A 23,690-nucleotide genomic window follows, 5' to 3' on the forward strand; every position below is an offset into this window, starting at 1 on the left:
CGCCCGGGTTACGGGAGGGGAACGTCCCGCACCTCGTCGCCCGCCCACTCCTGCACGCGGACGAGGTGCCGCCCGAGATCGGGGATCCCGCCGGTCACGGCCAGCTCGACGGGCCGGTCACGGGCCGGGAACCCGTCGATCCCGCGGAACGTGGCGGTGCCGCGGCGGCCGCTGGGGAACAGCGCGGCCCCGGAGTTGATCCGGGTCAGCGCGATGCGGTCGCGGTGCGCGGCCACGAGCGACGCAGTGTCGAGGGTGAGCACGACGTGGGCGCTCGCGGCGTAGCGCGGCAGGCGGCGCAGCCGGTCCAGCCGGTCCCGGTCGGCCCACAGGAACACCATCGCGTTGATCCGGGCCAGGTACCCGGCGACGGTCATGTCGTCGAGCATCCGGGCGAGGTGCGTCTCGTTCATCGGGCGCTGGTCCCGGAGCCAGACCGCGCCGTGTTCGGGATCGACGAACCGGACGTCGGTGGGACGGCGGCGGGTCAGCAGCCGCTCGCGCTCGTCGGCGTCGAGGTGCGCGGTCAGGGCCGCGACGGGCAGCAGGCCGCGGCGCCGGATGCCCGGCCACGCCTGCGCGGGAGCGGTGTGGAAGACCTGCGGGGCTCGCCGGAGCAGCTCGTCGACGCGCAGGTCAGAAGGACTTGCTGCTGGGACGGCTGCGCAGGGCGGCGACGTAGTCGTCGGGGGCGCCGGCCTGCTCGGCGGCGTCGGCGAGCACCCCGAGGTAGCGGGCGCTGGGCTCGCCGCCCTCGTAGTCGTTGAGCACGTAGATCCACGCGAGGACGTCGCCCTCGAGCGTGTGCACGCGCAGGCGCAGCTTCTTGTGCATCCCGAGCTCGCCGCCCTCCCAGCGGTCGAGCTGCGAGGCGTCCTGGTCGGTGACGTCGTAGATGACGACGAACACCTGCTCACCCGGCGCCTCGACGACGGTGGAGAGAGCGCCCTCCCAGGCGTAGTCGGTGCCGCCGAAGGTCAGGCGCCACCCCTGCAACCAGCCCGTGCCCGCCATCGGCGAGTGGGGGGCGCGCTGCTTCATCTGGGCGGGGTCCATGTTCGACCCGTAAGCGGCGTAGAGCGGCACCGGCACAGGGTAGTGCTCATCCGCCCGCGTACGGTGATCGGGTGACTCGCATCGTGATCATGGGCGGTGGCCCGGCCGGATACGAGGCGGCGCTGGTGGCGGCGCAGCACGGCAGCGACGTCACCGTCGTCGAGCAGGAGGGCATGGGCGGCGCCTGCGTCCTGCACGACTGCGTGCCGTCCAAGACGTTCATCTCCTCCGCCGGCATCCGCGTCGACCTGCACCGGGCGCCCGAGCTCGGCCTCACCGCCGGCCCCGACTCGGTGGGCGTCGACCTGCCCCGGGTCAACAGCCGCGTCAAGGGCCTCGCGCTGGCCCAGTCGGCCGACGTCCGGGCGCGCGTCGAGCGGGAGGGCGTGCGGATCGTCCGCGGCACCGCGACCTTCACCGACGAGCCCGCGGCCCGCGCCCCGCACGTCGTCGAGTCGCGCACGGCCGACGGCAGCCGCGAGATCCACCCCGCCGACGTCGTGCTGATCGCCACCGGCGCCACCCCGCGCATCCTCGACGACGCCCGGCCCGACGGCGAGCGCATCCTCACCTGGCGCGACCTCTACGACCTCCCCGAGCTGCCCGAGCACCTGATCGTCGTCGGGTCGGGCGTCACGGGGGCGGAGTTCGTGTCGGCCTACGTCGAGATCGGGGTGCGGGTCACGCTGGTCTCCAGCCGCGACCGCGTGCTCCCCGGCGAGGACGCCGACGCCTCCGCCGTCCTGCAGGACGTGTTCGCCGAGCGCGGTGTGGAGATCCTCGGGCAGGCGCGGGCCGACTCGGTCCGCCGCTCCGAGGACGGCGACGGCGTCGTGGTGACCCTGGCCGACGGTCGCACCGTCACCGGCTCGCACGCGCTGATGACGGTCGGGTCGGTGCCCAACACCGCCGACCTCGGGCTGGAGAAGATCGGCGTCGAGACCGACCGCGGCGGGTTCATCCCCGTCGACCGGGTGTCGCGGACGAGCGTGCCCGGCGTCTACGCGGCGGGCGACTGCACCGGCCTGCTCATGCTCGCCTCCGTCGCCGCGATGCAGGGGCGGATCGCGATGTGGCACGCGCTGGGCGAGGGCGTCGCGCCGATCAAGCTGAAGACGGTGGCCTCGGCGGTGTTCACCCGCCCGGAGATCGCGACCGTCGGGATCAGCCAGCGGGCGATCGACGCGGGCGAGGTCCCGGCGCGCACGATCATGCTCCCGCTCTCGACGAACCCCCGCGCGAAGATGCAGGGGCTGCGGCGCGGGTTCGTGAAGCTGTTCTGCCGCCCGGCCACCGGCGTGGTCGTCGGCGGGGTCGTCGTGGCCCCGGTGGCGAGCGAGCTGATCCTGCCGATCGCGCTGGCCGTGCAGAACGGGCTCACCGTCGACGACCTGGCGTACACGTTCTCCGTGTACCCCTCGCTGTCCGGCTCGATCACCGAGGCCGGGCGCCAGCTGATGCGGCACGGCGACCTCGACTGAGGGTCGACTCGGGGGTTTCCCCGATACCACTGGCCCGGTGACCGCCCGACGATGGACGGCATGAGCATCCAGCCCGTCACGTCGTCGAAGATCCCCGTCGCCCCGGTCGCCGTGGCCGCGGTCGGTGCCCAGCTCGTGGACGACGCGGCGATCTTCCTGATCCCGCCGACCGCGTTCGTGCTCGGCCCGCTCGCCGGGCTGCTCGCGATCGCGCTGACCGCCGCGGGCGCCCGCGCGGTCACCCGCGGCCGCACCGGGCCCGTCGTGGCCCGCACCGGCCTGGCCGTGGGGGCCGGGTCCGCGTTCCTCGGGCTGCTGATCGGCGGGCTGGGGTTCGTGACCCTGCTGCTGGCCGGGATCACGGTGCTCGCCGGGGTCGCGGGTGCCGTCGCCGGGCGCGGGCTGACGTCCTCGCGCCTGCCCTGAACCCCTCGTGCGCGGAAACGGCGGCCGGGGCCGCCGTTTCCGCGCACGGGTCTCAGCGCAGCACGCCGGCCGCCCGTGCCGCGGTGATCCAGGACGGGAACTCGGCGAGCAGCCGGTCGTAGAGGTCGGCGTCGGGGACGTCGTCGATGTCGTCGACGGCGAAGAAGCCGACGTTGTCGACGCGGCGCCCGGTCATCGTGTCGAGCTTCTCCAGCACGCCGAACCGGTTGTGCCGCCCGAGCCCGACGAACTGCCAGAACACCGGCTCGTCGACGGCGTCGCGCAGCTCGCGCTCGATCTCGCGGTTGCGGGTGATCCCGCCGTCGGAGAAGAACAGCACGAGCGTCGGGACGGTGGTGGGTGTCGAGCGGACGTAGGAGCGGATCTGCGCGATCACCTTCGGCTCGTCGTTGGCCCCGCCCACCGCCCCCATGTCGACCTGCCCGGGTTCGAGGTTCCGCGCCGGGCGCCTGCGGATCCGGAACTCCCCGACCCGCACGTGCAGCCGGATCCACTCCGGCAGGTCGTCGACGGCGAGGTCGGGCAGCCGCGCCGGGTTCGTGGCGAACGTCCAGGCCTGCATGGCCCCGTCGTCGTCCAGGGCCGCGGCGACCGCGGCCATCCGCTCCACCACCCGCCCGACGACCCCGTCGCGGTAGAGCCGGCTCATCGAGCCCGACGCGTCCAGGGCCAGCACGACCCGGGCGGTGACCCCGCGGGCCCCGCGCTTCTCCAGCGACACCACGACCTGGCGCTTGCGCAGGTCCAGCCGCTCGCGCACGTCGACCGGCAACCGGTCCTCGACGACCGGCGGTGCGGGCTCGTCGTCGACGGTGATCCCGTAGTCCGTGGCGAGCCCGGCCAGGCCCGACGCGTAGCCCTGCCCGACCGCCCGGAACCTCCACGCGCCGCCGCGGCGGTACAGCTCGCCGCCGACGAACGCGGTCTCCGTCGACGCCGTCATGGCGAACTCGGCGACGGTCCCGCCGCCGTCGGCGTCGGTGAGCCGGAGCGTCAGGCCGGGGACGTCGCCGAACGTGCCGCCGTCGGCCGACGCGGCCAGCACCACCCGGTCGACGCCGTCCTCGACCCGCCCGAGGTCGACGCGCAGCGTGTCGGTGCCCGCGGACCTCCCGGTGTGGTGCACCGCGCCCGAGGGGTGCCCGGGCTGGTTGTAGAAGACCATGTCGGCGTCGGAGCGGACGCGGCCGCCGGTGTCGAGCAGCAGGGCGGAGGCGTCGATGTCGGGCAGGCCGGGCCCGGCCGACCAGGTCAGGGCCACGTCGAGGCGGCGGGCGGCGACGCCGGTGTTGGCGCCCTTCGTCAGCGCGGTCATGGGATGAGCATGCCGTGCGCGGGGACCGTGGTCCGGACCACGGTCCCCGCGCACGGGTCTCAGCTGGCCAGGGGCACTCGGCACGAGGCCAGCGAGCAGAACGCCGAGCAGTCGAGCCGGTCGTGCAGACCCGGGTCGAGGAGGGTGCCCGCGAACGGCCAGCGGCCGACGAAGCGCTGCAGGTACCAGTAGACGAACACGTAGTCCGGTCGTGCGGGGTCGGCGACGAACGTCGGGCTCCCGGGGAGCTCGTCGAGCCAGCGGGAGTAGTCGGTCATCGCGGGGGCGGGGGGACGGGAGGCCCGGCGGGTGTGCAGCCAGTCGTCGGCCCTGGCCCGCCAGTGGGACAGGGCGATCGGGTGGAGCGTGGCGCCGGGCAGTTCGCGCACGTTCGCGGTGAACGTGCTGATCGGGACCCCGTCGCCGGTGACGGCCGCGGAGGTCAGGGTGAGCAGGGAGTGCGGGCCCGGGATGGGCCCGTCGGTGTGGATGTGGGTCGTGACGAACGGGTCGGGGGGCATGACGGATCCTGGTCGCCTGGTGGGCCGGAGCCCTGTTGATCGGGGGCGTCCGCACGGCGCGGCCTGAGCCTGCGTGGTGCGGGGGATCCGCGGCGCGGTCGTCCGCGTGGCGGAGGAACCGGGCCCCGTGGACGTGGACACACGGGTGCTTCACTGCTGTCCGCTATGCACTTGTCCAGCACGGTGCGGGGTCGCTGTGGGTTGACCTGGCCCGACGACGTTAAGTGCGTGTGTGGTCGGCCGTCAACGGTCCGTCGCCAGGATGCTCGTGACGATGACGTCGTGGTAGGTGCCGTCGGCGAGCCAGGCGTCGCGCATCCGCCCCTCGGTCCGGAACCCGCACTTCTCGGCGACCCGCCCGGACGCGGCGTTGCCCGCGGCCCACAGGTAGCCGACGCGGTGCAGACCCAGCCCGGCGAAGGCGAAGCGCAGCACGGCCGACAGCGCCGTGGTGGTCATGCCGGTGCCGCGGGCGGCGGGCAGGGCCCAGCACGCGGCCTCGGCCTGCGCCATCGGCAGGTCGACGTGGTCGAGCGAGACCTCGCCGAGCATCTCGCCGGTCGTGGGTTCGCAGACGGCCCAGGTGTAGCGCTCGTCGCGGGCCCAGTCCAGGGCGCGGCGCCGGATGTAGGCGTCGGCCTCGGCCGGGTCGGCGGGCGGGCGGTGCCGCCAGCGCCGGATCTCCGGGTCGAGGCACGACGCGACGACGGCCGGGCCGTCGTCCATGCGATCGTCGGCGCGTGGCACCCGCAGGTACCACGCGCCGGCGTTGATCTCCACCGCGTCCAGGGAACTAGTCCTTGATCTCGCAGATCACGGTGCCCTGCGTGACCGAGGCGCCCTGCTCGGCGGACAGGCCGGTGACCGTGCCGTCCTTGTGCGCGGTGACCGGGTTCTCCATCTTCATGGCCTCCAGCACGACGACGAGGTCGCCCGCGGAGACGGTGTCGCCGTCGGCCACGGCCACCTTGATGATCGTGCCCTGCATCGGCGCGGTGACCGAGTCGCCCGACGCCGCGCCGCCGCTCTTGCCGCCGCCGCGCTTGCGCGGGGCCTTGGCCGCCGCCGCGGCGCCGCCGCCCCCGCCGCCGAACGCGATGTCGCCGGGCAGGGACACCTCCAGGCGCCGCCCGCCGACCTCGACGACGACCGACTGCCGGGGGGCGGTCTCCTCGTCGGCGCCCTCGCCGCCCTCGAACGGCGGGACGGTGTTGTCCCACTCGGTCTCGATCCAGCGGGTGTGGACGGTGAACTCCTCCTCGGAGGTACCCGTGAACGCCGGGTCCTCGACGACGAGGCGGTGGAAGTCCAGGACGGTGGCCATGCCCTCGACCCGGAACTCCTTGAGCGCGCGGCGCGAGCGCTCCAGCGCCTGGGCCCGGTCGGAACCGGTGACGATCAGCTTGGCCAGCAGCGAGTCGAACTGCCCGCCGATGACGGAGCCGGCCTCGACCCCCGCGTCGACGCGCACGCCCGGACCGGCCGGGAACGAGATCGCGCTGACCGTGCCGGGAGCGGGCAGGAAGTTGCGGCCCGCGTCCTCGCCGTTGATCCGGAACTCGATCGAGTGACCGCGCGGCTCCGGGTCCTCCAGCAGGTTGAGCTCGAGGCCCTCGGCGATGCGGAACTGCTCGCGGACGAGGTCGAGCCCGCTGGTCTCCTCGGAGACGGGGTGCTCCACCTGCAGCCGCGTGTTGACCTCCAGGAACGAGATCAGCCCGTCCTGCCCGACGAGGAACTCGACGGTGCCCGCGCCGTGGTACTCGGCCTCCTTGCAAATCGCCTTGGAGGCCTCGTGGATGGTGGAGCGCTGCTCGTCGGTGAGGAACGGCGCGGGCGCCTCCTCGACGAGCTTCTGGAACCGGCGCTGCAGCGAGCAGTCGCGGGTGCCGACGACGATCACGTTGCCGTGGGTGTCGGCCAGCACCTGGGCCTCGACGTGGCGGGGCTTGTCGAGGTAGCGCTCGACGAAGCACTCGCCGCGCCCGAACGCCGCGGTGGCCTCGCGGACCGCCGAGTCGTACAGCTCGGCGATCTCCTTCTCCTCGCGCGCGACCTTCATGCCGCGCCCGCCGCCGCCGAACGCCGCCTTGATCGCGACCGGGAGACCGTGCTCCTTGGCGAACGCGATCACCTCGTCGGAGCCCTGGACGGGGTCGTTCGTGCCGGGGACGAGCGGGGCGCCGGCGCGGGTGGCGATGTGCCGGGCGGTGACCTTGTCCCCGAGGTCGCGGATGGCCTGCGGCGTCGGCCCGATCCAGGTGATCTCCGCGTCGATGACGGCCTGGGCGAAGTCGGCGTTCTCCGACAGGAAGCCGTACCCGGGGTGGATGCCGTCGGCGCCGGCCTGCTTGGCGGCGTCGATGACCTTCTGGATGTCGAGGTAGGACTCGGCGGCGGTGGACCCACCGAGCGCGAACGCCTCGTCGGCCAGCCGGACGAACGGGGCGTCCCGGTCGGGGTCGGCGTAGACCGCGACGCTGCCGATCCCGGCGTCGGCGCAGGCCCGGATGACGCGGACGGCGATCTCCCCGCGGTTCGCGACGAGGACCTTGGTCAAGCGCGGCACGTTTCGGCCTCCCTGTCGATGACCGGGGATCCCGTGCCCCGGCGCAAGTTACCGGGGAGTCTAGGCATGACGCCGTCACGCGCCGGACGAAGGCGGGTGTGGCGTGGACGACGTTCAGCCGCCGAGCCGTCGCCGGAGCCGTGTGCGCAGCCGGGGGAGCGGGGTGCTCCGGCCGTCGTAGCGCAGCGCGGACTCGCGCCCGGCGAGCTCGCGGGCGGCGGCCGGGCCCAGGTCGTCGAGGGCGCGGGCCACGTCCCAGCCGTCGCGCAGCGCCCCGACGGGCTCGCACCCGTCGCGGTGCTCGGCGAAGACCGCGGGCCACCGGTCGCCGTGGGACGCGGCGAGCAGGGGCCACTGCTTCGCGGCCTCCCCGGCCCGCTTGCGCAGCAGCGCGCGGCGGACGGCGTCGAGGCGGGCGGGGTCGTGGCCCGCGGGGTACGGCCCGTCCGCGACCAGGCCCGCGACGAGCGCGGCCTGCCGGTCGGCGAGGCCGGTGGGCGGCCCCGACCCGTGCGCCGCGGGAGCGCGGTCCGTGGGCGGGGAGGCCGCGCCACGGTCCGCCGGCCCGCGCGGCGCCGCGCCCCGGCCCGCCGGGGAGGTGACGGCCCGGATCGCGGCCAGCTCGGCGAGCAGGGCCGCGGCCGGCGGGTAGCGACCGTCGCGTTCGAGCATCACCGCGGGCGGGGCGGGAAGGCGGTCGACGAGCGCGCCGAGGAGCCCGAGCACGGCGTCGGGGACGGGGGCGGTGTGCGTGTCGTGGTAGAGCCCGTCGTGCTCCGCGCCGCCTGCGACGTGCACGTACGCGATGCGGTCGAGCGGGAACGTCCCCAGCACCGCCTCCGGGTCCTGTCCGCGGTTGACGGCGTTGGCGTGCACGTTGGCGACGTCGAGCAGCAGCAGCGCGCCGGTGCGGTCGAGCAGCGCGGTGAGGAACTCGCCCTCGGTGTACTCGTCGTCGGGCCAGTCGTGCAGCGCCGCGATCGGTTCCAGGGCGAGCGGGACGTCCAGTTCGACCCGGGTCCTGGCCACGTTCGCGACGAGGACGTCGAGCGCGTCGCGGGAGCGGGGCAGCGGCAGCAGGTGCCCGGCGTCGCGGCCCCCGGCCCGGACGAACGCGACGTGCTCGCTCACCAGCGGCGCGCCCAGCGCCGCGGCGCACGCCGCGAGGTGGGTGACGCGGGCGGGATCGAGCGGGTCGGTGCCGCCCAGCGACAGCCGCACGCCGTGCGGCACGACCGGGACACCTCGCTCCCGCAGATCCGCCACCCCTCGAGGCGGATCCGCGGGAGCGAGAGACTCGGCGACGACCTCGCTGAACCCGAGGCCCTCGACCGCGGACACCACTCCGGCGATCTCGGACCGCCAGCCGATGCCCGTGCCGGTGAGGGCGTCAGCCCCCGCAGCCGCCGCCACCACCGCAGCCTCCACCGCCGCCGCAGCTCCCGCCGCCCCCACCGTCGCCGCCCCCGCCGACGTAGCCGCCGTCGCCCGACCCGGAGGTCACGCGCTGCACGGCGAGCTCCTCGGCGAACGCCGGGTCGGAGGCCCACAGCGCGCTCGCCCCGAAGATCCCGACGCCGAGCGCGGCCGTGGCCGGGCCGTAGGCGACCCAGTCGGGGCGCTGGGCGGGGGCGAGGGCGTGGTGCTCCTGCGCGAGTCGGGCCAGCAGGCGGTCACCGGCCCGGGTGCGCCGCGGGGCGCGCACCAGCAGCACGACGGTGACGAGCGAGACGCCGAGCAGGGCGACGACCAGGAACCCCACCGGCCGGCTCTCGGCCACCCCGGCCAGCAGGCGCAGCAGCCCGAGCAGCGCGACGGCCCCCAGCCACCAGCCCGTCGCCCGGATCGCCCGGCGCCGCGGTTCGGACAGCAGCAGGCCCGCGGCGACCAGGCGCCCGTGGATGCCGTCGAGGGCGGAGCGGACGGGCCCGTGCAGCGGCAGCCGCGACCGCTGCACGGGGCTGCCGGTGGTGAAGTGGACGGCCCGCTCCAGCGCGTCGGCGCCCGGGGCGAGCCGGCCGACCGCGTGGATCGAGCCCTTCGCGGGCGCGACCGTGCCGGTGAGGTGCATCGCCGTGAGCGCCGAGGTGACGGCGAGCTCGGCCCCGCCGTTGAGGTAGGCCACGTCGTGCCCGCCCAGGTCGTGGGCGGGACGATCGGGACCCTCGCCCAGCGCGCGGCGGTGGCGCACGGCCGCGACCCACACCACTGCGGCGAGCAGCAGGTAGCCGAGCAGGAAGGTGGGACCGCTGATCCCCCAGGTGTCGCCGTTCATCGCACACCTCCTGAAGCACGTCCTCATGAGACGTCTCACAGTGTTGCGACGGGCCCGGCGTCAGGGAACGTTCTTCACCAGAACTTGAGCTACCCGGTGGCGGCGCGCACCTGCTTCTTGATCCGGCCGAGCATCGCCGCCATCCCGCGCAGCCGCAGCGGGCTCACGGCCTGGGCCAGCCCGAGCGCGGTGTAGAAGTCGTCGGGCACGGCGAGCACGTCGGCGGCGGGCTCGCCGTCGAGGCCCGTGTGCATGATCGACGCGAACCCCCGGGTCGTCGGGGACTCCGGCGGGGCGGAGAAGAACAGGTGCACGTGCTCGGTGTCGTCGACCTCCACCGCCAGGAACAGCGGCGACTGGCACTCGTGCACCTGCTCCATGGTGTCGGCGGCGTCGGCGAACCGCTCCGGCAGCTCCGGGAGCTCGCGGGAGAGCTCCAGCAGCAGCTCGAGGCGCTGCTTCGGGGTGACGTCGGCGAAGTCGTCGACGAGCTCCTGGAGCTGGGGCGGGAGGGTCACACGGAGCCCCGGTCGGAGCCCTGCACGATCGGGACGCGCACGGCGTTGCCCCACTCGGTCCAGCTGCCGTCGTAGTTGCGGACCTTGTCGAAGCCGAGCAGGTGGGTGAGCACGAACCAGGTGTGGCTGGAGCGCTCGCCGATGCGGCAGTAGGCCACGACGTCGTCGGACGCGGAGAGCCCCTGCTCCTCCAGGTAGATGGCCTCCAGCTCGGCGCGGGTGCGGAAGGTGGCGTCCTCGGCGGCCGCGCGGGCCCACGGCACGCTCGCCGCGCCGGGGATGTGGCCGCCGCGGACGGCGCCCTCCTGCGGGTAGTCGGGCATGTGCAGCAGCTCGCCGGAGTACTCGCCGGGGGACCGGACGTCGACCATCGGCTTGCCGAGGTGGGCGAGCACGTCGTCCTTGAACGCGCGGATCGCGGTGTCGTCGCGCTCGACGACCGGGTACTCGACGGCCTCGGGCTTCGGCTGGTCGGTCGTCATCTCGCGGCCCTCGGCCACCCACTTCGCGCGGCCGCCGTCGAGCATCCGGACGTCGGCGTGGCCGAACAGGCTGAACACCCACAGCGCGTAGGTGGCCCACCAGTTGTTGCGGTCGCCGTAGAAGACGACGGTGGTGTCGCGGGTGATGCCGCGCTCGCCGCAGATCTGCGCGAACCGCTCGCCGTCGACGTAGTCGCGGGTGGTCGGGTCGTTCAGCTCGGTGTGCCAGTCGACCTTGACCGAGCCGGGGATGTGGCCGGTGTCGTAGAGCAGGACGTCCTCGTCGGACTCGACGACCACGAGCCCGGGGCTGCCCAGGTGCTCCGCGAGCCAGGAGGTGGTGACCAGGCGCTCGGGGTGGGCGTACTCGGCCAGCTTCGGATCGGTGTCGTTCGGGAGTGCCATGCCCCGGAGGTTAGTCCGGGTGGGACGCCCCTCGCAGGGCGTCCCACCCCGCGTCACGCCGTGACCGGTGCGGGCAGCAGGCCGAGCTGGGTGAGCAGCGCGAGGTCGTCGAGCCGGTTCCAGCGCTCGGCGACCCGGTCGCCCTCGAAGCGGAGCACCGTGATGCCCTCGACGTCGACGGCCTGGCCCGTGCCGTCGGCGCCCAGCAGCCCGCCGCGGTGGGTGCCGGTCAGGGCGAACCGCACGGCCACCCGGTCACCGTCGACGAGCAGGTCGCGGGCGGTGACGCAGGTGTCCGGCACAGCGTCGACCAGCGCGCGGAAGAACGCGGTGATGCCGTCGCGGTCGGTCCCGACCTCGGCGGGGAAGCCGTGGAACGTGGCGTGCGGGTGGTAGAGCGTCGTGACGTAGCCGTCGACGTCGCCGGCGTTGAGCCGGCCCACGGCGGTGGCGATGGTGGTGGCGTGATCGGACATGGTCGCTCCTCAGGACGTGGCGAGTGCGTGACGACCGGCGAGCTCGACGGTCGCGTCGGGGGTGAGCGGGTGGAACGGGCCGCCGCGCACGTCGCGGTAGGCGCGCTCGATCGGCGAGCCGCGGAAGAACGCGGGCCCGCCCGCCACCTCCATGGCCAGGTCGGTGACGGCCCGGGCCTCGGTGACGGCGTGCCGCTTCGCGGTCATGAAGGCGAGCAGCGTGGCCTCGTCGGCCGGGGGGTCCTCGCCGATCTCGGCGACCGCGGCGTGCAGGGCCCACCGGGCGACGCGCAGCCGGGCCGTCATCTCCCCGACGGCCCGCACGGACGTCGCGGGGCGGCGGGCCGCGAGCCGGACGGCCTCCTCGACGGCCCCCCGCGCGACGCCGAGGTAGGCGGCGGAGACGACCGGCGCGAAGTGGATCGCCGCGACGAGCAGCGGCCCGGCCAGCACCCCGTACGGCCGCTTCCCCATGATCTTCCCCTCGGGCACGAACACGCCGTCGAACACCACGTCGTGGCTGGCCGTGCCGCGCATGCCGAGCGTGTCCCAGGTCTCCTCGATCCGGACGCCCGGTGCGGCCATCGGCACGCCCATGTGCAGCACGACGGCGTCCGGGCCCGGCCGGCCCAGGACGGCGGAGGTCGAGATCACCCCCGCCGCGGGCGCCTGGGAGCAGAAGACCTTGCGGCCGTCGAGCCGGTAGCCGCCCTCGACCGGCACGGCCGTGGTCGTGGGGGAGACCCAGTCGGAGCCGCCGCTGGTGGCCAGCACCAGCCCCTCGTCGGCCACGCGGCGCAGCACGGCCTCGGCGTCGGCGGCGCCGTGGCGCAGGCGCCAGCCCTGCAGCAGGGTGAGGTAGAGGTGCATGGCGGCCGACAGCGCGGCCGAGCCGGACCACCGACCGAGCTCCTCCTCGGCCAGCAGCACCTGGCGCATCGACGCGCCGAGGCCGCCGAGCTCGGCGGGCACCGCCAGGCGCAGGTAGCCGTGCTCGGCCATCGCGGCGTAGGCCTCGACGACGAAGGTGGCGTCGCGGTCGTGGACGGCGTCGTGGGCGGCGGCGACGCGGCCGATCTCCGCGGCGAGCGCGCGGACGTCGGCATCGGTCGGGGCGAGGATCTGGGTCGTGGTCATGGACATCACGGTCGACCTGTCGACGCCTCACGGGAAGTTCACAAACTGCACCGCACGCGCGACCATCTCCCTGTGTCCCGCTATGGCCAGTACTGCCCCATCACGCGATCCCTGGAGCTGCTCGGGGACCGCTGGACCCTGCTCGTCGTCCGGGACCTCCTGGTCGGCGCCACGCGCTTTAACGAGCTGGCCCGCGGCCTGCCCGGGTGCTCGCGCGGGTTGCTGTCCAAGCGGCTCGGCCAGCTGGAGCGCGCCGGTCTCGTCGTCCACGACGGCGACGGGGACTACCGGCCGACGCCCGCCTGCGAGGACCTGCGCGGGGTCATCTTCGGCCTGGCGGAGTGGGGCGCCCGCTGGGCGTTCGGTGAGCCGCGCGCCGACGAGCTGGACCCCACCGTGCTGATGTGGTGGATCCGCGGCGGGATCGACCCGGCCCCGTTCGGCGACCGGCGCACCGTGCTGCACGTCCGCGTGCCCGACGCCCGGCGCTCCCGGTTCTGGTTCGTCGTGCAGCCGCACGACGTGTCGCTGTGCTTCACCGACCCCGGCCACGAGGTCGACCTGACGCTGGAGTCGTCGCTGTCGGTGCTCTACCAGGTGTGGGAGGCGGTGATCGAGCTCCCGGCGGCCGTCCGCGACGGGCTGGTCACCCTGCACGGCCGCCGCGACCTGGTGCTGCTGCTGCCCGACGCGCTGCGGTTCTCGCCGGTGGCGCCGTACGTCAGGCGGGCCCGGCTGGCCACAGCTCCGTGACCGTCACGCCCACGCCCGCGAGCAGCCGGCGGGTGAGCGGCAGGCTGATCCCGATGACGTTGGACGGGTCGCCGTCGACGCCCTCGACGAACCAACCGCCGAGCCCGTCGAGGGTGAACGCGCCCGCCACCTGCATCGGCTCGCCGGTACCGAGGTAGGCGTCGAGCTCGGCGTCGGTCGGCTCGCCGAAGCGGACCACGGTGACGGCGTGCCCCTCGGCGACGCGGTCGATCTCCCCGTCGACGACGCGGAGCACGGCGTGCCCGGTGACCAGCTCCCCGGTGCCGCCCGCCATCGCCCGCCAGCGGGCCCGGGCCTCGTCGGCGTCGGCGGGCTTGCCGACCAGGTCGCCGTCGATGTGCAGCATGGAGTCGCAGCCGACGACGACCGCGTCGGCCAGGTCGATCCGGCGCGCCACCGTGGTGGCCTTCGCCCCGGCGAGCGTCGTGACCTTCTCGGCGGGGGTGGCGTCGGGGACGGAGGCGAGCAGGGCGTCCTCGTCGACGCCCGCCACCTCGACGAGCGGGTCGAGCCCCGCCGCTAGCAGGACCGACAGTCGGGCGGGGGAGGCGGAGGCCAGAACGAGGAGCACGACGCCGGACCCTACGGACCCGGCACCGGGGCTCAGCCGGTGGCCGTGCCGCCGCCTGTCGGGGTCCGGTCGATCGGGCCGCCGCCCCGCCGGGCCGTCCAGCGCCGGTGCACCGCGGCGGGGACCTCCATCCAGACGAACGGGACGACGAGGGCGGCGACGAGCACGACGACGAGCAGGGTGAAGGCGGTCACGGTCGGTCCCTCCGGGCCGGGCGGTGTCGGGACGAGTGTGTCCCGGATCACGGGCCGGCGCCAGAGGGAGCCGGGTCAGCAGCCGCCGCCCCCGCCGTCGCCTCCACCGCAGGAGCCGCCGTCGCCGCCTCCCCAGCCGCCACCGGCCCAGATGCCGGCGGATCCGCCGTCACGGGAGGGACGGCCGGAGGAGCGGGTCGCACCTGTGCGCACGGCGGCCCTGGTGATCCCGACGACGGCGGCGATGAGCACCAGCGCGACGAACGCGACGATCGCGAGGACGCCCAGTACGGATGCGTTCATGTGCCACCTCCTCGGGCCGCGCCCCGCGTCCCCCCGGACGCCGGGCTGCTGCGGCCCTCGACCCCGAGTGTGGGCCCGGTCACCCGGCGGGACCAGGAACTTGATCAGGACTTAGGGAGTGACCGTGACGCCCTTCCGGAACGCGTAGTGGTCCGCTCGCGGTGCCCGGACCACGGGCGAGATCGACACCAGCAGGCTTTCCCGCTCCTCGAACCCCGCTGACGTCGGTCTCACCGGTCAGCGCGGCCAGTGGCTCGTGCGCCAGGCTCCGGGGCCCGCCGTCAAGGGGGTGCGCATCGCGGCGGCCGGGTCGGACCAGCGGTCGCGGGCCTTCACCGGGGCGTCGCCGCCGCCGGACGCGGCCGCCGCGAGCACGACGGTGAGCGCGGCCAGCTCGGCGTCCGACGGCTCGCCGCGCACCACGTGGAACAGCGCGCGTCGCTCCTCGGGAGTCGTCACGTCGGCCCTCCTGCGTCGGGCTCGTTCTCCGCGCACGGGCGGCGGAGCCGCGTCACAGCGGGATGTTCCCGTGCTTGCGGGCCGGCACGGCCTCGCGCTTGGTCTGCAGCGTGCGCAGCGCCCGCCCGACGTAGCCGCGGGTGTGCGAGGGCGGGATGACGCCGTCGATGTAGCCGCGGTCGGCCGCGATGTAGGGGTTGGCGAGGGTGTCCTCGTACTCCTGCTGCAGCTCCGTGCGGCGGTTCGCGAGCTCGTCGCCCTCCAGGTCCTTGAGCTCCTTGCGGTACAGGATGCTCACCGCGCCCGCGGCGCCCGTCACCGCGATCTGGGCGGTCGGCCAGGCCACGTTGATGTCGGCGCCCAGGTGCTTGGACCCCATCACGTCGTACGCGCCGCCGTAGGCCTTGCGCGTGATCACCGTGACCTTCGGGACGGTGGCCTCGGCGTAGGCGTAGATCAGCTTGGCGCCGCGGCGGATGATGCCGTCCCACTCCTGCTCGGTGCCGGGCAGGAAGCCGGGGACGTCGACGAACGTGACGACCGGGATGTTGAACGCGTCGCAGGTGCGCACGAACCGCGCGGCCTTCTCCGAGGCGTCGATGTCGAGGCAGCCGGCGAACTGCGTCGGCTGGTTGGCGACGATCCCGACCGACCGGCCCTCGATGCGCCCGTAGCCGCACACGATGTTGGGCGCGAACAGCTCGTGCACCTCGAGGAACTCGCCCTCGTCGACGACCCGCTCGATCACGCCGCGGATGTCGTAGGGGGTGTTCGCCGAGTCCGGGACGATCGTGTCCAGCTCCAGGTCGGAGTCGGTGAGGCCGTCGGCGATCGAACCCGCGACGGGCTCGGGCGCCGGGTAGACCGGCGGTTCGGAGAGGTTGTTGCTGGGCAGGTAGCCCAGCAGCTCCTTGACGTAGTCGATCGCGTCGGACTCGTCGCTGCCCAGGTAGTGCGCCACGCCGGACTTGGTGTTGTGGGCCCGGCCGCCGCCGAGGTCCTCCATCTCGACGTCCTCGCCCGTGACCGTCTTGATCACGTCGGGGCCGGTGATGAACATGTTGGACGTGCCGTCGACCATCACGATGAAGTCGGTGAGCGCGGGGGAGTACACCGCTCCACCGGCCGACGGGCCCATGACCAGCGAGATCTGCGGGATGACGCCGGAGCTGCGGACGTTGCGGACGAAGATCTCGCCGTAGAGGCCGAGCGCGACCACGCCCTCCTGGATGCGGGCCCCGCCGCCGTCGTTGATGCCGATCATCGGGACGCCGGTCTTCAGCGCCAGGTCCATGACCTTGACGATCTTCTCGCCGTACACCTCGCCGAGCGCCCCGCCGAACACGGTGGCGTCCTGGCTGAAGATCGCGACGGGTCGGCCGTCGATGGTGCCGGTCCCGGTGACGACGCCGTCGCCGAAGGGGCGCTTGGCGTCCATCCCGAAGTTGGTGGACCGGTGGCGCGTCAGCGCGTCCAGCTCGACGAAGGACCCCTCGTCGAGGAGCTGGTCGATGCGCTCGCGCGCGGTCTGGCGGCCCTTGGCGTGCTGGCGCTCGATCCCCGTCCCCGGGTCGACGGCCTCGGCGGCGCGTCGGTAGAGGTCGGCGAGCTTGCCGGCTGTGGTGTGGACGTCCGGCTCGTCGGCGGCAGCGCCGGACGCGTCCCCGATCGGCTCCGTTGCGGCGGTCATGGCCGGGGAGCCTAACCGGCCGGTAACCGGACGTCCGTGCGTGCCTGGTCACGTCCGGGCGAACCGGATCGCCCCGGTTGCACCACCGGGGTCGGCCGGGTTTGATCGCGCCGCCGGCTCCTGTGGTGCTGGTCACAGCCAGGTGTTCAACGTGAGCGGAGAGTCGCATGTCGCAGCCACCGTCCGGGCCCTACCCGGGCCAGCCGGACCAGGGGCCCCAGCAGGGCCGGCCGCCGCAGCAGGGGTACGGGCAGCAGCCGGGCTACGGGCAGCAGCCGGGTTACGGCCAGCAGCCCGGTCATGGCCAGCAGCCCGGCTACGGGCAGCAGGGCGGGTACGGCCAGCAGCCCGGCTACGGGCAGCAGGGTGGGTACGGGCAGCAGGGTGGGTACGGCCAGCAGCCCGGCTACGGGCAGCAGGGCGGCTACGGCGGCCAGCAGGGCTACGGCCAGCAGGGCGGGTACGGCCAGGGGTCTGGCGGCGGGCCCGCGACCGCCCCGCCCGAGGTGCGCACCGCGTTCCTGCTGTGGCTGGCCGACCTGGTGCTCGGCGTCATCGGCGCGGTGATCGCCTTCCTCAGCCTCGACGCGCTGATCGAGGTGGGCCTGCGCAGCGCGGGCCTGGAGGTCTCCGACGTCCCCGCGGAGGTGCTCGCCGCCGCCCGCGGTGGGGCGATCGGCGGGGTCGTCGTCTCGCTCGTCCTGCTGGCGCTGGTGGCCGCCGCGGTGTTCGCGATGCGCAACGGCCGCAACTGGGCCCGCGTCCTGCTGACCGTCCTCGGCGTGCTGACGCTGCTCAGCGGGGTGTACTCGCTGCTGACCGTCGGCACGACGCTCTCGCTCGGCGCGTTCGGGGTCGTCAGCGTGATCGCCACCGTGATCCAGATGGTCCTCGTCGCCGCGGCGATCTACTTCATGTTCCGGCCGGCGGCGAAGGCGTACTTCGCTGCGCGGTGACCGGAGGGGCGGTACTCTCTCGACTATCGAGATAGTTGAGGAGTGAGTCATGGACGAGCAGGACTGCGTGGTCGTCGGCGGCGGGCCCGGGGGTGCGGTGCTGGCCTACCTGCTCGCTCGGGCCGGGCGACGGGTGACGCTGCTGGAGGCGCGGTCGGACTTCGCGCGCCGCTTCCGCGGCGACTCGCTGGCCCCCGCCGTCATGGACTGGCTCGACGCGCTGGGCCTGGCCGACGACGTGCTCGCCCGCCCGCACGCCACGGCCGACGCGTTCACCTGGCACACGCCCACCGCGGCCTACCGGGTCGCCGACTTCTCCCGCGCCAGCGCCCGGTTCCCGCACTACGTCCTGCTCCCGCAGCCGGAGTTCCTGGGCCTGCTCACCGGGCGGGCGGCGGAGTACCCCGGCTTCCGGCTGGAGATGTCGGCGCGGGTGACCGAGCTGGTCGAGTCCGACGGCCGGGTGTGCGGGGTGCGCTACCGGGCCGCCGACGGGGGGACCCGCGAGGTCCGGGCCCCGCTCGTCGTGGGGGTCGACGGGCGGTTCTCCCAGGTCCGGCGCCTGGGCGGGTTCGAGACCGAGGAGCTCGGCGCCGGGCTCGACATCCTGTGGTTCGAGGTCCCGCGCCGCGCCGAGGACCCGCCGCTGTCGGGTCTGGACTACTTCGCCGTGCCGGGTGCGGCGATCGTCGCGCTCGGGCAGGGCGCCACCTGGCAGCTCGGCTACGTCATCCCGACGGGCACGGTCGCGCAGGCGCGGGAGGCGGGCGTCGGGCCGGTGGTGGCGCTGGCCCGCGACCGGATGCCGTGGCTGGGCGACCGCCTCGACGCCCTCACCGCGTTCACCGACCTCACCCTGCTCAACGTGCCGATCACCCGGCTGCCGAGCTGGTACCGGCCCGGGCTGCTGCTGCTCGGCGACGCCGCGCACGTCATCTCCCCGGTGGGCGGCAACGGGATCAACATCGCGATCGCCGACGCCGCCGACGCGGGCAACACCCTGGCCCCGCTCCTCGCGAACCGCTCCTCCGCCGCCCCCGCGGCGCTGGACGCCGCCTGCCGGGAGATCGAGGCGCGCCGCCGGGCGGTGTCCGACGTCGAGCAGCGCTCCCAGGTGCGCGCCGAGCGGGGGAGCGCGGGCCGGATCGAGCGGGGCGACCCGAGCCCGGTGTGGATCCTGCGCCTGGCCGCGGCGGTCCCGCCGATCGCGCGGGCGTTCGGGAGGCGGTCGGCGTCGGCCATCGCGATCCCGCCCCCGACCCCCGCGGTGCTGGGGGCCCCCGCGCCGCGCTGAGGGCCGCGGGTGCCACCGGTCCGCTCCCGGCGCGCGTCCGGCGACCCCGGGCGGCCACCGGTCGCGGATGCGGTGTTCCAGCCCACGTCGAGCGGGTGTCGCCGGTACCGTCCGTGCTCATGAACCGCACCGCGCATCCGCTCGACGCCGGGGCGCTGCGCGCCGCCCTCGTCGGACCGTGGGCGCAGCTCGACGTGGTCGAGCGCACCGGTTCCACCAACGCCGACCTGATGGCCGCCGCCCTCGCCGGGGCCCCCGACCGCAGCGTCCTCGTCGCCGAGCACCAGGAGGCGGGGCGCGGCCGGCTGGCGCGCAGCTGGGTGTCGCCGCCCGGGTCCGGGCTCACGGTCAGCGTGCTGTTCCGGCCGGTCGGGGTCTCCCCGTCGCGGTTCAGCTGGCTGCCGCTGCTGGCCGGGCTGGCCGTGCTCGACACCGTCCGCGCGTTCACCGACGTCCCGGCCGGGCTCAAGTGGCCCAACGACCTGCTCGTGGGCACCGAGCCGCGCAAGGTCGCCGGGATACTCGCGGAGGTGGCCGACCCGTCGCGGCCCGCGGTCGTCGTCGGCATCGGGCTCAACGTCGACTCGGCCCCGCCCGACCAGCCCGCCGCCACCTCGCTGGCCGCGGAGAGCGGCCGGGAGATCGACCGCACCGCGGTGCTCGTGGAGCTGCTCACCCGCCTCGTCGAGCGGGAGGCCGACTGGCGCGCTGGTCGCGGCGACCCCGACGTCACCCGCCTGCGCGCCGACTACCGCGCGGGCTGCCTGAGCCTGGGCTCCCCGGTGCGGGTGGAGCTGCCCGGCGGCACGTCGGTCAGCGGCATCGCCGAGGACGTCGACGGCGACGGCAGGCTCCTGCTGCTCGACGCCGCGGGCCACCGCCGCGCGGTCGCCGCGGGTGACGTCGTCCACCTCCGGCCGGCCGAGTAGGACCACTACGGTTGCCGGGTGGCCTATCCCGATGATCTTCTCGTCTCCGGCGAGCGGGTCGTGCTGCACAAGCACCCGCACGCGAAGATGCTCGTCGTCCCGGTCCTGGTCCTGCTGCTGGTCGTCGCGGTCTGCGTGTTCGTCGCCGCGCTCGTGCGGGAGCAGACCTGGGCGCCGGTCGCGTGGATCGCGCTCGCCGTCGTCGGGGTCGGGCTGGCCGTCTGGCTGACGCTGGTCCCCGTGATCCGGTGGCGCACCACGCACTTCGTCGTGACGACGCGCCGCGTGCTCGTCCGCGAGGGCGTGCTGTCGCGCACCGGCATCGACATCCCGATGAGCCGGATCAACAGCGTCCAGTTCCGGCACACGGCCCTGGAGCGCGTCCTGGGCTGCGGGACGCTCGTGATCGAGTCGGCGTCGGACGAGCCGCTGGAGTTCACCGACGTGCCGCAGGTCGAGAAGGTCCACGCACTGCTCTACCAGGAGGTCGCCGATGACACGTGAGCTGCCGCAGACCGTCCCGGGCACGGGTCTGCCCGGGGCCGTCTCCATCTACGATGTCGGGGCCCGCGACGGGCTGCAGAACGAGCAGGCGGTGGTCCCCGTCGAGGTGAAGGCGGAGTTCCTCGACCGCCTCGCCGGCACCGGCCTGCGCACGCTGGAGGCCACCAGCTTCGTGCACCCGAAGTGGGTCCCGCAGCTCGCCGACGCCGCCGACCTGCTCGCCCGGCTCACGCGCGCACCCGGCGTCGACTACCCGGTGCTCGTGCCGAACGAGCGCGGCCTGGACCGGGCGCTGGAGTCGGGGGTCGCGCACGTCGCGGTGTTCGCCAGCGCCACCGAGACCTTCGCGCAGCGCAACCTCAACCGCTCCCTCGACGAGCAGTTCGCGATGTTCGACGCCGTCGTCACGCGTGCCGTCGGCGAGGGGCTGCGGGTGCGCGGGTACGTCTCGATGTGCTTCGGCGACCCGTGGGAGGGGGCCGTCGACCCGGCGCAGGTGGCGGCGGTCGGGCGCCGGCTCGTCGACATGGGCTGCGACCAGCTCTCCCTGGGCGACACGATCGGCACCGGCACCCCCGGCCACGTCGACGCCGTGCTCGACGCGTGCGTCGCGGGCGGCGTGCCCGTCGACCGGATCGCGGTGCACTTCCACGACACCTACGGGCAGGCGCTGGCGAACACGCTCGCCGCGCTGCGCCGGGGCGTCACCACCGTCGACGCGAGCGCGGGCGGCCTCGGCGGCTGCCCCTACGCGGAGTCGGCGACGGGCAACCTGGCCACCGAGGACCTCGTCTGGATGCTCGACGGGCTCGGGATCGCCCACGGCGTCGACCTCGACGCGCTCGTCGCCACGAGCGCGTGGATGGCGGGGCAGCTGGGCCGGCCGTCGCCGTCGCGGGTGGTGCGGGCCCTGGCCGGGTGACCCGGCCGGCTCAGCCGCGCGTGCCGAACATGCCGGTGAACGTGCTGCGGAAGACCTCGGTGTCACCGCGGTGCAGCTGCGCGCGCAGCTGCACCAGCCCCAGCCCCGGCCGGCTCCGCGACAGCCGGGCCTCGAGGATCTCCATCGTCGCGCGCAGCTCGTCGCCGGCGAACACCGGAGCGGGCCAGGCGATGTCCTCGCCGCCGGGGGAGCCCAGCGAGGTGGCCCGGTTGAGCACGGCGTCGACGTAGAGGCGCATCCACAGCCCCGCGGTGAACCAGCCCGACGCCGCCAGCGCGCCGAACAGCGACGTCGCGGCCGCGTCGTCGTCGAGGTGGAAGGGCTGGGGGTCGAACCGGCGGGCGAACGCGACCATCTCGTCGCGGTCGACCACCGTCGTGCCCAGCTCGAACACCCGTCCGGGGACGAGGTCCTCGAAGGCCAGCTCGGTCACGGGGCCAGCGCCGCCAGACCGGCCTCGGCGACCTCCTGGTCCTGCGACCAGTGCCCGCCGCTGACGCCGATCGCGCCGACGTTCGCCCCGTCGACCTGGATCGGGTACCCGCCGCCGAAGATCACCAGCCGGTCGATGCCGGTGGGGGCGCCCGCGGCGAGCGGGGCGTCGTCCTTGATGAAGTCGTGCCAGCCGTGCGTCGGCATCCCGAACCCGACGGCGGTGTAGGCCTTGTCCTGCGCCACCTGCGTCGAGAGCAGCGGGGCGCCGTCCATCCGGGAGAACGCCTTGAGGTTGCCGCCGGGGTCGGCGACGGCGATGCACATCGGCACGCCGATCTCCGCGGCCTTCGCCTCGGCCGCCGCGATGACGCGGTGCGCGGCGTCGGTGGTGATGGTCGCGACGTTCAGGATGTCGGCCACGGTGCCTCCTGTGCTCGGGGTGGAGCCGATCTTCGCTCACGCACCGCCGAGGTGACCAGCCAGGGCGGCGTGCCGCGACGCGCTGCGGGGGTCCATGCCGGTGATCGTCACCGTGGTGTCGCGGGCCCGGTACTTCGCCGTGATGGTGTCGAGGACGGCGATCGTCGAGGCGTCCCAGACCTGCGCGCCGGAGAGGTCGACGACCACCGTCGGCGGGTCGCCCGCGTAGTCGAACGCCGTCACCAGCTCGCCGGAGGACGCGAAGAACAGCTGGCCGGTGACGCGGTAGACGGCCTTCTCCGCGTCGCGCTCCACCGCCACGTCGACGACGTGGGCGACGCGCCGCGCGAACAGCACCGACGCGACGACGACCCCCACCCCGACCCCGTAGGCCAGGTTGTGGGTGGCCACGGTGACCGCGACGGTCGACAGCATCACCGCCGTCTCGCTGTAGGGCATCCGGCGCAGGGTGGCGGGGGCGATGCTGTGCCAGTCGAACGTGCCGACCGCGACCATGATCATGACGGCGACCAGCGCGACCATCGGGATCGCGCCGACGACGTCGCCGAGCGCGAGCATCAGCACCAGCAGGAACGCACCCGCCAGGAACGTCGAGGCGCGGGTGCGGGCCCCGCCGGCCCGGACGTTGATCATCGTCTGGCCGATCATCGCGCAGCCGCCCATGCCGCCGAAGCACCCGGTGACGATGTTGGCGACGCCCTGGCCCCACGACTCGCGCGTCTTGTCCGACGGCGTGTCGGTGATCTCGTCGACGAGCTTCGCCGTCATCAGCGACTCCAGCAGCCCGACCACGGCCATCGCGAGCGCGTAGGGCGCGATGATCGCCAGGGTGTCGAGCGTGAAGGGCACGTCGGGCAGGCCGAGGACCGGCAGGCCGTCGGGCAGCTCGCCCTGGTCGCCGACCGTCGGCACGCTGACGGCGGCGAACACGGTGAACGCCGTCAGGGCGACGATCGCGACCAGTGGCGCCGGGACCGCGCTCGTGAGCCGCGGCAGCACCACCAGCACCGCGAGCGCGACGGCGAGCAGCACCCAGGCCACCCACGGCACGCCCACCAGGTACGGCAGCTGCGAGGCGAAGATCAGGATGGCCAGGGCGTTGACGAAGCCGACCATCACGCTGCGCGGCACGAACCGCATCAGCCGCGCGGTGCCGGCCAGGCCCAGCGCGACCTGGAACGCGCCGCCGAGCAGCACGGCGGCGATCAGGTACTGCAGTCCGTGGTCGCGCACCAGCGGGGCGACGACGAGCGCCACGGCCCCGGTCGCCGCGGAGATCATCGCGGGCCGCCCGCCGGTGAAGGCGATCGTGATCGCCATCGTCACCGAGGCGAACAACCCGACCCGCGGGTCGACGCCCGCGATGATCGAGAACGCGATGGCCTCGGGGATCAGGGCGAGGGCCACGACGAGGCCGGAGAGGGCCTCGGTGCGCAGGACGCGGGGAGCGAGCCAGGGAGGTCGAGACACGAGCCCGAACTCTACGGTCACGTCAGAGTTGGGCGACGGGAGGGT

At 74.4% G+C, this 23,690-nt stretch carries 28 protein-coding genes; 8 read left to right on the top strand and 20 right to left on the bottom strand.

The features are described from left to right. Nucleotides 1–8 precede the first annotated feature (8 nt). Together H6H00_RS32990 and H6H00_RS12960 are read right to left on the bottom strand one after the other, a co-directional pair. Complete coding sequence (locus H6H00_RS32990; RefSeq protein WP_439653259.1) at nucleotides 9–635, bottom strand: DUF7002 family protein; 627 nt, start codon at nucleotides 633–635, stop codon at nucleotides 9–11. 1 nt (nucleotide 636) lies between these two features. Next, complete coding sequence (locus tag H6H00_RS12960) at nucleotides 637–1,086, bottom strand: gamma-glutamylcyclotransferase family protein (RefSeq protein ID WP_185721506.1); 450 nt, start codon at nucleotides 1,084–1,086, stop codon at nucleotides 637–639. A gap of 41 nt (nucleotides 1,087–1,127) precedes the next feature. On the opposite strand from H6H00_RS12960, the gene H6H00_RS12965 reads away from it, so the two are divergent. Beyond that, a complete protein-coding gene (locus H6H00_RS12965; RefSeq protein WP_185721507.1) occupies nucleotides 1,128–2,537 on the top strand; it encodes an NAD(P)H-quinone dehydrogenase in 1,410 nt (469 codons plus the stop codon). A gap of 60 nt (nucleotides 2,538–2,597) precedes the next feature. Continuing rightward, nucleotides 2,598–2,963: a hypothetical protein gene (locus tag H6H00_RS12970; RefSeq protein ID WP_185721508.1), complete on the top strand. Its 366-nt coding sequence runs from the start codon at nucleotides 2,598–2,600 to the stop codon at nucleotides 2,961–2,963. Nucleotides 2,964–3,015: 52 nt separating this feature from the next. On the opposite strand, the gene H6H00_RS12975 is transcribed toward H6H00_RS12970, so the two are convergent. The 10 genes from H6H00_RS12975 to H6H00_RS13020 form a co-directional block, all read right to left on the bottom strand. Next, on the bottom strand, nucleotides 3,016–4,299 hold the full coding sequence (locus H6H00_RS12975) for a VWA domain-containing protein (RefSeq protein WP_185721509.1): 1,284 nt from the start codon (nucleotides 4,297–4,299) through the stop codon (nucleotides 3,016–3,018). A 59-nt stretch (nucleotides 4,300–4,358) separates the two neighbouring features. Then, nucleotides 4,359–4,820 carry a hypothetical protein gene (locus tag H6H00_RS12980; protein WP_185721510.1) on the bottom strand — a complete coding sequence of 154 codons (462 nt, stop codon included), beginning with the start codon at nucleotides 4,818–4,820 and terminating at the stop codon, nucleotides 4,359–4,361. Nucleotides 4,821–5,063: 243 nt separating this feature from the next. After that, nucleotides 5,064–5,600, bottom strand: a complete 537-nt coding sequence (locus H6H00_RS12985) for a GNAT family N-acetyltransferase (protein WP_255425725.1) — start codon at nucleotides 5,598–5,600, stop codon at nucleotides 5,064–5,066. A gap of 13 nt (nucleotides 5,601–5,613) precedes the next feature. Then, nucleotides 5,614–7,389, bottom strand: coding sequence for an acetyl/propionyl/methylcrotonyl-CoA carboxylase subunit alpha (locus H6H00_RS12990; protein ID WP_185721511.1), 1,776 nt, complete (start codon nucleotides 7,387–7,389; stop codon nucleotides 5,614–5,616). A 114-nt stretch (nucleotides 7,390–7,503) separates the two neighbouring features. Next, nucleotides 7,504–8,844, bottom strand: a complete 1,341-nt coding sequence (locus H6H00_RS32830; RefSeq protein ID WP_369408065.1) for an MbnB/TglH/ChrH family RiPP precursor modification enzyme — start codon at nucleotides 8,842–8,844, stop codon at nucleotides 7,504–7,506. After that, nucleotides 8,780–9,664, bottom strand: coding sequence for a TIGR04222 domain-containing membrane protein (locus H6H00_RS13000; protein WP_185721513.1), 885 nt, complete (start codon nucleotides 9,662–9,664; stop codon nucleotides 8,780–8,782). Before H6H00_RS13000 ends, H6H00_RS32830 begins: the two co-directional genes overlap by 65 nt. An 89-nt stretch (nucleotides 9,665–9,753) precedes the next feature. Further along, a complete protein-coding gene (locus tag H6H00_RS13005) occupies nucleotides 9,754–10,182 on the bottom strand; it encodes a SufE family protein (protein WP_185721514.1) in 429 nt (142 codons plus the stop codon). Further along, entirely contained in the window at nucleotides 10,179–11,069 is an 891-nt protein-coding gene (locus H6H00_RS13010; RefSeq protein WP_185721515.1) for a sulfurtransferase, read from the bottom strand. The genes H6H00_RS13005 and H6H00_RS13010 overlap by 4 nt, the downstream gene beginning before the upstream one ends. 53 nt (nucleotides 11,070–11,122) lie before the next feature. After that, nucleotides 11,123–11,545: an ester cyclase gene (locus H6H00_RS13015; RefSeq protein ID WP_185721516.1), complete on the bottom strand. Its 423-nt coding sequence runs from the start codon at nucleotides 11,543–11,545 to the stop codon at nucleotides 11,123–11,125. 9 nt (nucleotides 11,546–11,554) lie between these two features. After that, nucleotides 11,555–12,682 (bottom strand): acyl-CoA dehydrogenase family protein, encoded by a 1,128-nt coding sequence (locus H6H00_RS13020; protein WP_221775863.1) that lies wholly within the window; start codon nucleotides 12,680–12,682, stop codon nucleotides 11,555–11,557. A gap of 72 nt (nucleotides 12,683–12,754) precedes the next feature. Here H6H00_RS13020 and H6H00_RS13025 point away from each other — a divergent pair, with 72 nt between their 5' ends. Next, entirely contained in the window at nucleotides 12,755–13,435 is a 681-nt protein-coding gene (locus H6H00_RS13025) for a winged helix-turn-helix transcriptional regulator (protein ID WP_185721518.1), read from the top strand. Here the strand turns inward: H6H00_RS13025 and H6H00_RS13030 are convergent. The 5 genes from H6H00_RS13030 to H6H00_RS13050 all read right to left on the bottom strand — a co-directional run bounded on the left by H6H00_RS13030 (nucleotide 13,404) and on the right by H6H00_RS13050 (nucleotide 16,673). Continuing rightward, a complete protein-coding gene (locus tag H6H00_RS13030) occupies nucleotides 13,404–14,027 on the bottom strand; it encodes a Maf family protein (RefSeq protein ID WP_185721519.1) in 624 nt (207 codons plus the stop codon). The genes H6H00_RS13025 and H6H00_RS13030 overlap by 32 nt on opposite strands. Nucleotides 14,028–14,059: 32 nt before the next feature. After that, nucleotides 14,060–14,221, bottom strand: a complete 162-nt coding sequence (locus tag H6H00_RS13035) for a hypothetical protein (RefSeq protein WP_185721520.1) — start codon at nucleotides 14,219–14,221, stop codon at nucleotides 14,060–14,062. 75 nt (nucleotides 14,222–14,296) lie between these two features. Continuing rightward, nucleotides 14,297–14,524, bottom strand: a complete 228-nt coding sequence (locus tag H6H00_RS13040) for a hypothetical protein (RefSeq protein ID WP_185721521.1) — start codon at nucleotides 14,522–14,524, stop codon at nucleotides 14,297–14,299. Nucleotides 14,525–14,761: 237 nt separating this feature from the next. Continuing rightward, complete coding sequence (locus H6H00_RS13045; protein ID WP_185721522.1) at nucleotides 14,762–14,983, bottom strand: acyl-CoA carboxylase epsilon subunit; 222 nt, start codon at nucleotides 14,981–14,983, stop codon at nucleotides 14,762–14,764. Between the two features lie 52 nt (nucleotides 14,984–15,035). Continuing rightward, entirely contained in the window at nucleotides 15,036–16,673 is a 1,638-nt protein-coding gene (locus H6H00_RS13050; RefSeq protein WP_185721523.1) for an acyl-CoA carboxylase subunit beta, read from the bottom strand. A 167-nt stretch (nucleotides 16,674–16,840) separates the two neighbouring features. Between H6H00_RS13050 and H6H00_RS13055 the strand changes: the two genes are divergently transcribed. From H6H00_RS13055 to H6H00_RS13075, 5 genes are all read left to right on the top strand, one after another. Beyond that, on the top strand, nucleotides 16,841–17,629 hold the full coding sequence (locus H6H00_RS13055; protein WP_185721524.1) for a hypothetical protein: 789 nt from the start codon (nucleotides 16,841–16,843) through the stop codon (nucleotides 17,627–17,629). A gap of 49 nt (nucleotides 17,630–17,678) precedes the next feature. Further along, complete coding sequence (locus H6H00_RS13060) at nucleotides 17,679–18,923, top strand: FAD-dependent monooxygenase (RefSeq protein WP_185721525.1); 1,245 nt, start codon at nucleotides 17,679–17,681, stop codon at nucleotides 18,921–18,923. A 119-nt stretch (nucleotides 18,924–19,042) separates the two neighbouring features. Then, nucleotides 19,043–19,852: a biotin--[acetyl-CoA-carboxylase] ligase gene (locus tag H6H00_RS13065; RefSeq protein WP_185721526.1), complete on the top strand. Its 810-nt coding sequence runs from the start codon at nucleotides 19,043–19,045 to the stop codon at nucleotides 19,850–19,852. Nucleotides 19,853–19,870: 18 nt separating this feature from the next. Next, complete coding sequence (locus H6H00_RS13070; protein ID WP_185721527.1) at nucleotides 19,871–20,356, top strand: PH domain-containing protein; 486 nt, start codon at nucleotides 19,871–19,873, stop codon at nucleotides 20,354–20,356. Next, complete coding sequence (locus H6H00_RS13075; protein WP_185721528.1) at nucleotides 20,346–21,278, top strand: hydroxymethylglutaryl-CoA lyase; 933 nt, start codon at nucleotides 20,346–20,348, stop codon at nucleotides 21,276–21,278. Before H6H00_RS13070 ends, H6H00_RS13075 begins: the two co-directional genes overlap by 11 nt. 10 nt (nucleotides 21,279–21,288) lie before the next feature. Here H6H00_RS13075 and H6H00_RS13080 read toward each other — a convergent pair whose 3' ends face one another. Genes H6H00_RS13080 through H6H00_RS13090 form a run of 3 tightly spaced genes read right to left on the bottom strand, consistent with a single transcriptional unit; the run spans nucleotide 21,289 to nucleotide 23,645 of the window. Then, on the bottom strand, nucleotides 21,289–21,732 hold the full coding sequence (locus H6H00_RS13080; protein ID WP_185721529.1) for a MaoC family dehydratase: 444 nt from the start codon (nucleotides 21,730–21,732) through the stop codon (nucleotides 21,289–21,291). Further along, entirely contained in the window at nucleotides 21,729–22,154 is a 426-nt protein-coding gene (locus tag H6H00_RS13085; protein WP_185721530.1) for a GlcG/HbpS family heme-binding protein, read from the bottom strand. Before H6H00_RS13085 ends, H6H00_RS13080 begins: the two co-directional genes overlap by 4 nt. Nucleotides 22,155–22,190: 36 nt before the next feature. Next, a complete protein-coding gene (locus H6H00_RS13090) occupies nucleotides 22,191–23,645 on the bottom strand; it encodes a SulP family inorganic anion transporter (RefSeq protein WP_255425726.1) in 1,455 nt (484 codons plus the stop codon). Between the last annotated feature and the right edge of the window lie 45 nt (nucleotides 23,646–23,690).

Source organism: Pseudonocardia petroleophila, from assembly GCF_014235185.1.
GTDB lineage: Bacteria > Actinomycetota > Actinomycetes > Mycobacteriales > Pseudonocardiaceae > Pseudonocardia > Pseudonocardia petroleophila.